This is a genomic window from Pseudomonas sp. GX19020 (assembly GCF_023371075.1).
GTDB lineage: Bacteria > Pseudomonadota > Alphaproteobacteria > Rhodobacterales > Rhodobacteraceae > Pseudogemmobacter.
On the sequence record NZ_JAMCCR010000022.1, the window covers coordinates 1 to 11,159 of the forward strand.

Genomic DNA, 11,159 nt, shown 5'->3' on the forward strand with positions numbered 1-11,159 from the left:
TGGGACGCCAGCCGAATACCCTATCTGAACACCTACAATGCGCAAAAATTTCTCCAAAGCTCCGGCTCAGACTGGCGGCGCCTGTGGCAGGCGGAAGCTTATCGTCGTGCCGGTTCCCACCTTACTCTCTGCCGTGACCGTGCCGGAGTGGGATGCAATGATCCGGTCGACCAGGAACAGTCCAAGGCCGGAGCCGTCGATATTTATCGCGCTGCGGCCACGATAGCCGTTTCCAAATATTCTGGAAATCTCGTCTTCGGGTATTCCGACGCCGTTGTCTTTGATACTGATGACGATTTCATCGCCCTCCAGTCCGGCCGTCAGCGCTATTTCAGAGCTGCGTTCATCAGAGGCGTATTTGGTGGAATTTTCAATCACGCTGACCAGGGCGATTTCAAACATTTCCAGATCGGCCATAATAAGGGCATCTTCTGTATCTGGCTCTATAATCAGTTCCAACTGCGCATTTGGCATCAGTTCCATTGCGCGACCAGTGCCTGCGGCGATCAGATTTCTGACGGTATGCGCTTCAAGATCTGCCCGGAAAGACGCGCCCTGGACGCGGCTGCGGACCAGGTTCACCTCAAGAATATCGACAAGCCGGGATATGGCGCGGCGCACGCGGGTTATACGTCCTTCGTTGACCTCATCCTCCGTGGGAAGCGACATACCGATTGCGTCCACCGTTGCACGGATGATTGCCAGAGGGGTGCGATACTGATGCGATACCGCCTCAAAAAAATTGATCTTCTGACGCTGGCTTTCCAGTTCCGCCTGCAGGGCCTCCTCCGCCACCTGCTTTGCGGAGGCAAGCTCTTCTGTCCGTTCCTCGACCAGATCTGCCGCCTTCTTTTCAGCCGTTTTCGCGGTTTCCAGCTCGCGCTGTCGGATCATGCGGTTGCGGGATTCCATATCACGCATCCGCACCGCCATTGCGCCGGTCAATAGCAGCATCTGGCCGAGAACGGCAATTCCATAGGCGTGCATAACGAAATTCGGCAGCAAAGGCGCGCCTAATCTTTGCATCAGCGCCATTGAAACGCCTATCCCGGTCAGAGAATAGGCGGTGGCCCGCATCTTTCCGGCAAATCCATCCTCGTTACGATAGTAGATTGCCACGCACATATTCAGGATGGCGATTGCCAAGGCAGCGAGCGATCCGATCGGACCAAAGACGAGGTTCATACCGAGCGCAGAGAATAAACCTCCGACCAGACCAAGCATCGCCGGTATGATGTAGGAGATCCGCAGAAAGATATTCTTCCGCATAATCTCCATAATACTTATGCAGGACACCACGCTGATCGTCATCCCGATCCAGGCATTGAATCCGATGAAGAAATCATTGGCACGGCCGTTCCCCGGGAAGAGATAGACCCGGCTTATCCCGAGATTACCAAAATAGATCATCGAGACGCCGAATGTCGCCATCGCCAGCCAGAAATATTGCGGCTTGCGGTCATAATACAGGAACACGAACTGGATCATCACCATGATCGCCATGCCGCCAAACCACAGCCCGTAGATCAGGGCCGATGTGGTGACGAAAATGATATGGTTCTGCTCGGGGTAAAGTCGCAGATCGACCTGGGTCGAGGAATTGCGGTTTTCAATGCGGATCAGCACCACCGTCGTGCGATCCGGCTTCAGATCAAGGCGGACCGCATCCATCAGGCCGGAAATCCCGTCCTCCTGAAACGGCCGGTGATCGCCGCCTTTCCACAGCGCAAAATCGGTGGCGCGCAGGCCGCCGCGCTCTTCGGCAATGTAGAAATCCACCAGGTCGAGATAGTTCGGCTGCAGGCTCAGCACCGCACGTTTGCGCTCTTTCGCAGTGATCTCCAGCCTGAGCCAGATCGCGTCGCTGGTATAGCCGAAGCTTGCGGTGGGCTTTGTCGGGACGAAGCTGTCCTGGCGCTCCAGCACGTCGGTCAGGCTCAGCTGACCGGTGCTGTCGCGCAGCATGGCGACGCGGCCCTCCAGCGAAAGTGGCGCGCCCGGAACCATGTCGGCCCCGGCGGTGCCTGCGGATACAAAGATTAAAAAGATCACCAGAACGGCGCCTAACCACCTACCGGCACAGGCCCGGAATGTGTTAACTGATCCTGACCATTCCATGTGCTTCAGTGCGGCTGCCATTCTGCGGCCAGGTGCTTTCCTTTTCCCCACGCCCCGAACCGCACGTTTCCCGCCCCGTCCCGCAGACGGGTCTGAGACATATGAATGAGGCCTGCTCCTGATGCCAAGAAACCCCGACTCTCCGCGGCAGAGGGTAGTTCTCGTAGAGGACAATGAGGATCTCCGGCGTGGCCTGGCAGAGTATCTGAGCCTCTGCAATTTCGTGGTGGATGAGGCGGCAACGGGGGCGGCCTTCTTCGCGGCCCTGCAGCAAAATCGTTATGACGTGGTCATTCTGGACGTCAACCTGCCTGATGTCAGCGGCTTTGATCTGGCGCGGTTCATGGCCGCAAAAGGCGATGCCGGTATTATCGTGCTGACTGCGCGGGGCAGCCGGCAGGACCGCGTCAGGGGCTATGAGACCGGGGCCGATCTTTATCTGACGAAGCCGGTCGACAGTGAGGAACTGGCGCTGGCGGCGTGGAACCTGGGGCTGCGGGTACGCCGGATGCGCGGGCTGGCGAGCCAGACACAGGACAAGGCTGAGACGGTTCCCCCGCTGCCCTATACCGCCCCGGAGCCCGCCTTGCCTGCGGCGAAGACGGGCGGCTGGGTACTGGACCGGGCGCGGCAGGCGCTGCATTGCCCAAATGGCGCGACGCTGGCAGTCTCCGGCAAGGAGTCGCTCCTGCTGGAGCAGATGGCGGGCCAGGTCGGCAAGATTATCAGCCGCAACAGCCTGCAAAGCATCTATGAGGAGGATTTTGTGCCGGTCGAAAGCCGCAAACTTGATGTGGCGATCAGCCGGCTGCGGATCAAAATCAGATCGGCGGGCACGGAACTGCCGGTCCAGATCATTCGCGGCGGGGGTATTCGTCTGCTTGAACCTATCATCATCACCTGAGCCGGATTTCCGGTGTCATGCCCTCGCTTCAGGAAGGGCCTGACACCGGGATGCCTCAGACCACCAGAGACATCAGTAACCCCAGCAGAGCGGCGGTCACCAGAAGCCCGGTGCCGATCCAGACCCAGCCTCTGTTGCGCAACGGCGTCGGGGCCCAGCAGAGGCCGCAATGCACGGACAAAAAGCGGACTTTATGCCCGCAATGACATGTGAAAAATCGCCTGGTCATTCTTGTATCCATGATAGGGCCGCCGCCTGAAGCGCTTCCCCCGCTTCAGGCGAAACCCGATTTCGTCAGCGTGATACAGCCAAAGGCGAAAAGCCCGGTCGCCGACGGGAGGGCGGCGGCGGCTTTGCCATGTTGCTTACATATTGCAGATCGCTTTTCAGCGTCGCCAAAAGCAAAAACAAAGCGTCATCGCCCGGACCAGAAGCCGGGCCCGGAGTGCTGGCGTAATGCTCCAGCCAGTCCAGGATCCGCTCTGCCAACTCTGTCGATGATTCAGTTTTCATGATGGCTCTCCGCGTGCTCGGATCAGACCGTGCAGGCAGTGGCTGCATCTGTTCCTGTTTTCTGTCGGAACCCGACACCACTCACAAAAGCTGCAATGATTTATTTTATAGAGTTTCAGGGAAAACCGGGCAATTGTCATAAAGTAACGTAATGAAACACCGAGCAACAGCGCGTGTTTGAAAGTGATGCGGGCGGGTAACAGTCGGGCCGCCTCGGCGGTGCGGCCCGGAACCGGTGGCTCCGGGTGGCCGGATGCGCCGGTCAGAAGCTGGAGATCAGGTTCAGTGAGACCCGGTTCAGGCTGTCATGTTCCCGGTGCGACAGCGGCGCGGCGAAGCTGACATTCACGATGCCAAGCCCCGTCTTCCAGTAAAGCGACAGGCCGGCGGCGCTGCGCAGGCCATAGCTGTCATCCACCGGGCCACCGGCACCGACCGGCGCACCGTCGAGCTTCCAGACGCTGCCGGCATCGACAAAGGCCCCCATCATGAAGCGCTCGGAAATATCGCGGCGCAGCTCGACACTGGCGAGGACATAGCGGCTGCCGCCAAGCGCGGTGTCGGTCACATCCGCAAGGTAATCGCGCGGGCCGACGCCGCCGATACCAAAGCCGCGTGGTGCCTTGCCGCCAAGGAAGGCGCGGTCATGGATCGAGAGGCTCTGCCCGTCCCGCGCCTCGATGGCGCCCCCGCCCAGACGCAGGCTCAGCGCCCAGTCGGGTGCCGGTCTGCGGGCGATCACCGCATTCATCTCCAGCGAGTCAAAATGCCGGTCGCCCGCGAAAGCATTGGTCCAGGTCAGGTCGAGCATCTGGCCATGACCGGGCAACTGGCGGTGGTCGATCTCACCGAAGCTCAGCGTCAGCTCGATCCCGGCAGTGTCGGAATGGCCCTGTTCGGAGAGGATCAGCGGCGAGGTGTCAATCTCGATATCGTCGATGGCATCTTCCTGCCAGAACACGCCGCCCTGCACCCGGACCCGAGGCGCAACCCGCGCCGAAACCGCCAGCCCGAGGCGTGAGCGCGCGGTGGCATAGCCATCATCATCCCAGTTGCTGCGGCTGTGCAGCCCCGACAGGATCAGCCGCGTGTCAGTGCCCAGCCTTGTGTCGCCCATGTCATGCACATAGCGCAGCCGCAGCCGGCCATCCTGGCCCTTCTCGCCTTCGCGATATTCGAGGCCCAGATCGATGCCGCTCTGAAGGATATTCTCCCCCTCCAGCCCGATGCTCACAATCGCGCCCCTGGTCGAGGACCAGGCCGCCCCGGCGGAGACTTCTGCCCCGCCGCCAGTCTGTTGCGCGGCAACCGGCGCGGCCAGCGCAAAAAGGGCCGCGAGAGATGAAAGGATGTGGCGGCTCATAGCTTCGCTCCTTCACCGCCGGGCGGCGGAGTGATGATCTGACAGTCCAGCCCCGGCAGCAGATCCGGGGCCGTCAGCGTGAAAAAGACCGAGATGGTGCCCGAGGAAATATCGGCCATCGGCGCGGCATAATCGAAATCGAGCGGGCGTTCGGTGCCGCCGATCCGGGCGCGGAAGCTGGTCATGGCAAGAAAAGCCGGCACCTCGGAGGATGGCACCCAGGCTTCAACCCGGAGCGGATCGGTGACTGTGATCACCGCAATCGGCTGCTGGCTGTCGGGCGCCTCCCCGGCATCGATCAGCATCTCGCCCACAGTGCCGGCAACCGGGCTGCGGATCACGGCTTTCTCGACGCCAACCCGTACCCGCGCGGCCTCCAGCCCGGCGAAGCGCAGCTCCGCCTCGGCGCGCAGCAGCTCGCCTTTCGCCAGATCGAGATCGAGGCGCGCGGTTTCCACTTCCGCCTCCGAGACCGCCCGGCTGCGCAGCGCCTTTTCCAGCCGCGCAAGGCGTGAGGTCAGCGCCGCGATCCGCGCCGTTGCACTGTCGCGCGCAGCAGTATCGCTGGCCCGCGCCTCGGCCAGTGCGAGTTCCGCCTCGGCCAGCTGGGAATCGAAGCGTGCAAGCACCTCGCCCTCAGCCACTTTCTGGCCGGGCCGCACCGCCACGCTGGCGATCACGCCCGAGACCGGCGCCGCCACCCTGACCTCGCGCAAGGCGCGCACCGCACAGGAGACCGGCATCGGCGCAAAGCCGGGTGCCAGGTCCTGCGCGGAACTCTGCGCCGGGGCCTGACCCGGCAGCAGCGCGCAGATGAGGGTGAGGGGCAGCAGAGGTTTAGCGCAGAACATTCTTGTTCATCGCTCCGGTCAGGTGCTGCAGCTTGACCCAGGCGCGCAGATATTCGATGCGCTGCACTTCCAGCTCCATCTTCATCTCGCTGGACTGCCGTTCGCGCGCGGCGAGGATCAGCTCATTCGACTCGCCGGTCGCCACGCGGTCACGCTCGGTCTTCGCATTGGCATTGGCGTTGGAGGCCGCCTGCGACAGCCGCCCGATGGAGGCCGACAGCTGTTTCATCCGCTCCAGCACCATAACCGTCTCGGTATCGACCTGGCGGCGCGAGGCGTGGAAATCGACGATTGCGGCGCGCAGATCGACATTGGCATCCAGCGTGCGCAGCCCGTCACCGCGCGCGTTGAAGATCGGCAGCGTGACGCGGACGCCGGTGGTGGTTTCCTCGGTTTCCGAACCACCGCCAAAGCGGCTGCCCTCACGCGTCTCGGTCTCCATCGTCATGAACAGATCGACCACCGGGCCGAAATCGGCGGCAATCGCCTGTTTGCGCGCCAGATCCGCCTGCACCACACCAATCGCGATGCTCAGAAGCTCCGGGTTGTTCTTGCGCGCGGCTTCTTTAGCGGCTTCGGCGGTGACATTGCGCTCGCTGCCCATGATCGAGCCGGGCACATCGACTTTCTGCACATCCGAAATCGCGGTGCCGGTCAGCCAGGACAGGCGGCTCAGCGCCTCGGCATAGCGGGTGGTCTCGATGGCCAGATCGCTTTCCGCGCGGGCCTGTTCGGTCAGGATCGCCCGGCGTGAGGTGTCATTGGCCAGACCCGCATCGGTCAGCACGCTTTCGGCGCTCGACTGCCGCCGCAGGCTTTCGGCGCGCGCCTTCAGCTCGGTGATCTTGGCCTTGCTCTGGCTCGCGACCAGATAGGCGTCGAAGGTCTCGAACAGCACCTTTTGCGCGGTGGCGATATAGCGGACCTCGGCGGCGGTGCGGGCGGTGGAGCCCAGTTTGATGCCATAGATCCGGCTCATATCGATCAGCGGCTGGCGCATTTCGACATACATCGTGGTCACCGGGTAATTCGCGGTGCCAAGCTCAAACACCTGGTTATCCGAAGACACCACCGTCGTATCGACGGTCGAGGAAGTGTAGTTCAGGCTCAGCTGCGGGAGATAGCCGAAGATCGCCCGCATCCGCTGCGCATCGGCGCGGTTGATGTCCTGGGCGGCACGACCAAGGTCGGAGTTATGCTCCAGCGCCGCCTCAAGCAGCGTGTTCAGCGGCACAGCGCCCGCGTTCATGGTGGCATCGCCGCCAAGCGCCTCATTCAGACCGGCGATGGAATTGGCGCGGGCCATAGCCTTGTCAAAGGCGCCCTCGGCCTTTTCGCGCTTCTTGCCATCGACGCCATTGGTGACCAGCCCGTCCAGCCGCTCCGGCGTGGCCTTGTTCGACATGCCATCGCAGGCCGCAAGCCCGAAGCCTGCCACCAGTGCCAGCAGCGAAATCGCTCCCTTGTTCATGATCTTACCCTCTGATCCTTTCGGGGGTTTACTGCCCGCCATTGTTCTCAAGCCGTTGTTGCCGCTCGGCAATTTCGGCATTCCTGAATTGTGTGATCTTGTCCGCGACCCAAAGCGCGCCGTGGCGCCAGACCGGGATCGGCTCGAATGAAAGCCGCAGCTGCGCCGCGCCCGCCTCAAGCCCCGAAGCCGTGACCGGCGCGGTCAGGCGAAGGGTAAAGCTGCGGCCATCCTGCTGACCGGGCTGCCCCTCCTGGCGCGGTTCCTCGGCCAGATGCAGCGCGGCGGGGTCGAGCGGCAGATAGCTGCCATCCAGACGCAGCGTCGCGCGGCTCAGGCCCCGTTCAAAATGCTGGACCAGCCGCTCGGGCACCGCGCCGACCATCACGACCTCCGCCGTATCGGGCAAAAGCCGCCCGATCACGGTGCCTGCGGGCAGGAACTCCCCCGGACGCAAGCGGCGGGTCAGGGTGAAGCGACCGGCCTCGGTCGCGGTGAGGGTCAGCGCTGCGCGGTCGGCCTCAACCAGGCGATATTGCGCCTCGGCGGCAATCACCTGATCCTCGCCCCGCCGCAATCCCGCAGCTCCGCTGGCAGTGCCGATCTGGCGGGCAAGCCCGGCCTCAGCCACCCCAAGTGCGGCGAGCGAAACCCGCGCCTCACTCGCCGGGTTTGAAAGCGTCAGCAGCACAGCGCCTGCCGCGACATGGCCATCCTCGGCCACGGTTTCACTGACGAATCCGGGCTGTTTCACGGTGACCGCATAGCGGCCAAGCGCATCCGGCGCGACCTCGATCACCGCCACCGGGGCCACCGGGATGAACAGCGCGCCGGTCAGCAAAAGCCCCGCACCTGCCGCCAGCATCCGGCGCCTCCGCCCGCCCGCCTGCGGCGCGACATTGGCGGGCGGCGGCGTGTTCAGCCGGTTCAGCGTCGGCGCCGCCAGCATCAGCCAGCCGCCCCAGGCGCCGACCAGCAGGCCAAGCCCCAGATAACGCGGCAGCAAATTCCAGACGAGTGTCAGCAGGATCACCCAGCGATAGATCATCGAGGCAAGGCCATACCCCGCCAGCGCCAGCTCATGGCGCATGGGAAAGCGTTGCGGCGTCGCTGCCAGCCCCAGACCCGACCGCCAGAGTCGCCGCAGCGCCGTGGTGGCATCGGTGCCAAGGTTCCGGTGGTTCAGGAGGTCCGCCAGAATGAAATAACCATCCATCCGCATCAGCGGATTGGCGTTGAACAGAAGCGAGCTGAACACCGAGAAGACGAAGGCACGGCCCAGCACCTGGCGCAGCTCATCGCTCCAGACCAGGTGCCAGGCGATGAACAGCAAGAGGCCCACGCAAAGATCCGTGAGGATCCCCGCGCCCGAGATCAGGATGCGCTGGCGGCGGCTGGCGGTCAGGTCGGCTTCAGAGCAGTCGACATAGGGGATCGGGTAAAGCCCGATCACATTCACCCCGGCCTTGCGCAGCCGCACGCCGCAGGCAGTAGCGGCAAGGATATGGCCGAATTCATGGATCAGCTTCAGGAAGGGCGCGACAAGGCCGAAGGTCAGCAGCGCCTCGATCGAAAACACCTCGCGGAACTCGACCATGATCTTCCAGTCGTTCCGGCTGCCCAGCATCAGAACGATCAGCCCCAGCACCGCCAGCATCACGATGCCCGGCAGGCCAAAGGCCAGCCGCGACAGGCAGGCAAGGCGCGGCTGCAGCGGTGCGGCCTCGAACAATGGCAGCTGCATCTGCATCGGGTTGAAGGGTTTGCGCTGGAACCGCGCACCCTCTCGCATCTGTCTGAGCCAGGACAAAGCGGTGAAGCCGTGCTTCGCCTCGTCCTGCCCCAGCCCTTCGCGCGCGGTACTGTCCCCAAGTGCGGCGGCGGCAAAGCGGCGATAGCCCGCCGCTGCCGCCCGGCTCAGGCGCAGGATCTGACCGCTGACACGGTCCACCAGCAGATAGCTGAACCCCCGCCCCTCGGCCGAGAGATGCAGCTCCACCTGCTTCACAAGCGCAGGCCGAGGTAGGTCCATAGCGTGGTCCTTGCATATTCGGTCAGGTAATGGGTCAGGCCCAGGATGCGGGGGGTGGTCTCTCCTTCAAGGCGGGCATAGCCGGTCAACCCGGCAAGAAGGCGGTCATCACCCGGGTCGATGCGGGCGATCAGTTCCAGATGATCGGTGCCGGTCTGGCTGTTCCTGACCAGCGCCGGGGGCGAGATCACCGTCACGCGGTATTCCGCATCGCTGAGGCCGCGGAACATGGCGCTGCCCTGCATGCCGGTTGTCAGCCGGCGCGCATCGCCGGTTGAGGGCGTCAGCACCATCACGAAATCGGACCCGGTCTGGATCTGCGCCACCTCACGCCCGGTGGTGAAACTGCCGCCGGTCGCATGCGCTGGCAAAGCCGAGATCACCCGCCCCGCCGCCGGCGCCAGGATCACCAGCTGATCAATCCGCCGCTGCACCTCGGCCAGCCGCGCCTCGGCGATCTGGCGACGGCTTTCATGCAGCCGCACCGCGCCGTAATCATTCTTCGCCATCGCGGCCTGGGCGTTCAGCTCCTCGACCGAGATGTTCAGCCGCTCCTGCGCCGCCTGTTCCGAGAGGGTGGTGGAGCGGAAGCGGGCCATCGGCTGGCCTTCGCCCACCTGATCGCCCACGCGGACCAGCATCTCCTCCAGCACGGCATCACTCGACAGCGCGGCGATCACCGAATGCTCGGGCGTCGCGACCCCGGTCAGGGTGATCCTCTCCGGCACCGGCCAGGCGAGGAAGACCGCCAGTATCGCCGCCGCCGCCCAGCCGAGCGGCTTCATCCAGCGCCAGCGCGCGGATTTTGCCTGCAGCCGCAGCGGGTGGATCAGCTGCATCAGCGCCGGGATCGCGGGCGCCATGCCCTGATCGGCGCTTTCCGTATCAAACAGCACCGCGCCATAGCCGCCCGGCTGCGTGGGCGGCAACAGGGTCAGGCTTTTGCGGCCCAGCCGTTCCAGGATCAGCCCGGCCTCAAGCGCCCCCTGCGCATCCGTTCCCAGATCGAAGCGCAGGGGGCTGTTGCCCGCGACGCCGATGGCGCGGGGCAAAAGGTTTCGGATCAGATCCGAGGCCGCCGCAATACCGCTGTCCGAGGCCCAGAGCTTCGCGACCCGCTCGCCTTTCAGGGTAAAGATCGCGAGGCCAGAGCCTTCGCCCGCCTCGACCAGCCGCTCACCAAGGAACTGCACCACACTCTCGGCGCGCCGCACCGGGGCCTTCAGCGCCAGCGCGAGCGCCGTCAGTTCCGGCCCCTTTTGCGAAACGGGGCGCGCCTGGCTGGCGCCATACCCCGCCAGCCCGCCCGAAATCGCCTGGGCGCGTGCCAGCATCGGCCCGATCCCGGCCAGCGCCGGCACGCTGTCCAGCATCCAGATGCACCAATGCGCCCCCGGCAGCGGCACAGAGATCACCATGCCGCGCCCGTGTTTGCGCGCCGCAGGGCGCTCCTGAAGCAGATCATCCATAAGCGCGCGTTCCTCCGGCGAGGGGGGCTCACCGAAGATGCGCAGGACATGGCGCCCCGCACCGGTCACGAAGACTGATGTGGCCTGATCAAGCAAAACTGCGATCTTTCCGGAGGTTATGGTCAGATGTCGATCTTGCCGAACTGATCTTCATAGGCCTTGATCGAGCCGGTCAGGATCGCGGCGAAGCGCTTGGCCGCATAGGGGTTCAGCACGACGCGGGTCGACAGGTTCACGTCGATTTCCTTGTTGTCGCCGGCATTGCCGCGCCAGTTCTGATGCGTGCCGAGCAGCAGATAGAACTCTTCGCGATTGGCGGTGGCGGTGCCGATATTGGCGTAGACGCTTTCCATTTTGTCGTCATGCCAATGGATGGTCATGCCATTCATCGAGGTGGTGTGTTTGCCTTTGGTGGCCGGGGTATCGGTCATTTTTCTT

Annotated in this window: 9 protein-coding genes; 1 reads left to right on the forward strand and 8 read right to left on the reverse strand. The window is 63.7% G+C overall.

Annotation, left to right across the window (positions count from 1 at the left end):
* Window positions 1–66: 66 nt before the first annotated feature.
* Window positions 67–2,052 (reverse strand): sensor histidine kinase, encoded by a 1,986-nt coding sequence (locus M3484_RS21710; RefSeq protein WP_249499208.1) that lies wholly within the window; start codon window positions 2,050–2,052, stop codon window positions 67–69.
* A 187-nt stretch (window positions 2,053–2,239) separates the two neighbouring features.
* Here M3484_RS21710 and M3484_RS21715 point away from each other — a divergent pair, with 187 nt between their 5' ends.
* On the forward strand, window positions 2,240–3,022 hold the full coding sequence (locus tag M3484_RS21715) for a response regulator transcription factor (protein ID WP_249499209.1): 783 nt from the start codon (window positions 2,240–2,242) through the stop codon (window positions 3,020–3,022).
* 294 nt (window positions 3,023–3,316) lie between these two features.
* On the opposite strand, the gene M3484_RS21720 is transcribed toward M3484_RS21715, so the two are convergent.
* The 7 genes from M3484_RS21720 to M3484_RS21750 all read right to left on the reverse strand — a co-directional run bounded on the left by M3484_RS21720 (window position 3,317) and on the right by M3484_RS21750 (window position 11,152).
* Entirely contained in the window at window positions 3,317–3,535 is a 219-nt protein-coding gene (locus M3484_RS21720; protein ID WP_249499210.1) for a hypothetical protein, read from the reverse strand.
* A gap of 262 nt (window positions 3,536–3,797) precedes the next feature.
* The gene (locus tag M3484_RS21725) at window positions 3,798–4,898 is read right to left on the reverse strand and encodes a BamA/TamA family outer membrane protein (RefSeq protein WP_249499211.1); all 1,101 of its coding nucleotides are present in this window, start codon (window positions 4,896–4,898) and stop codon (window positions 3,798–3,800) included.
* Complete coding sequence (locus M3484_RS21730; RefSeq protein WP_249499212.1) at window positions 4,895–5,749, reverse strand: efflux RND transporter periplasmic adaptor subunit; 855 nt, start codon at window positions 5,747–5,749, stop codon at window positions 4,895–4,897. Before M3484_RS21730 ends, M3484_RS21725 begins: the two co-directional genes overlap by 4 nt.
* Window positions 5,736–7,220, reverse strand: a complete 1,485-nt coding sequence (locus M3484_RS21735) for a TolC family protein (RefSeq protein ID WP_249499213.1) — start codon at window positions 7,218–7,220, stop codon at window positions 5,736–5,738. The genes M3484_RS21730 and M3484_RS21735 overlap by 14 nt, the downstream gene beginning before the upstream one ends.
* Before the next feature lie 28 nt (window positions 7,221–7,248).
* Window positions 7,249–9,252, reverse strand: coding sequence for a site-2 protease family protein (locus tag M3484_RS21740; protein ID WP_249499214.1), 2,004 nt, complete (start codon window positions 9,250–9,252; stop codon window positions 7,249–7,251).
* Window positions 9,225–10,721 carry an efflux RND transporter periplasmic adaptor subunit gene (locus M3484_RS21745; protein ID WP_249499215.1) on the reverse strand — a complete coding sequence of 499 codons (1,497 nt, stop codon included), beginning with the start codon at window positions 10,719–10,721 and terminating at the stop codon, window positions 9,225–9,227. Before M3484_RS21745 ends, M3484_RS21740 begins: the two co-directional genes overlap by 28 nt.
* Before the next feature lie 122 nt (window positions 10,722–10,843).
* Entirely contained in the window at window positions 10,844–11,152 is a 309-nt protein-coding gene (locus tag M3484_RS21750; protein ID WP_143040590.1) for a DUF3467 domain-containing protein, read from the reverse strand.
* Between the last annotated feature and the right edge of the window lie 7 nt (window positions 11,153–11,159).

Bases quoted from the DNA above. Each gene is read 5' to 3' on its own strand.
- M3484_RS21745 (WP_249499215.1), bottom strand. From the start codon at position 10,721: ATGGATGATCTGCTTCAGGAGCGCCCTGCGGCGCGCAAACACGGGCGC.
- M3484_RS21715 (WP_249499209.1), top strand. From the start codon at position 2,240: ATGCCAAGAAACCCCGACTCTCCGCGGCAGAGGGTAGTTCTCGTAGAG.
- M3484_RS21750 (WP_143040590.1), bottom strand. From the start codon at position 11,152: ATGACCGATACCCCGGCCACCAAAGGCAAACACACCACCTCGATGAAT.
- M3484_RS21735 (WP_249499213.1), bottom strand. From the start codon at position 7,220: ATGAACAAGGGAGCGATTTCGCTGCTGGCACTGGTGGCAGGCTTCGGG.
- M3484_RS21720 (WP_249499210.1), bottom strand. From the start codon at position 3,535: ATGAAAACTGAATCATCGACAGAGTTGGCAGAGCGGATCCTGGACTGG.
- M3484_RS21740 (WP_249499214.1), bottom strand. From the start codon at position 9,252: ATGGACCTACCTCGGCCTGCGCTTGTGAAGCAGGTGGAGCTGCATCTC.
- M3484_RS21730 (WP_249499212.1), bottom strand. From the start codon at position 5,749: ATGTTCTGCGCTAAACCTCTGCTGCCCCTCACCCTCATCTGCGCGCTG.
- M3484_RS21725 (WP_249499211.1), bottom strand. From the start codon at position 4,898: ATGAGCCGCCACATCCTTTCATCTCTCGCGGCCCTTTTTGCGCTGGCC.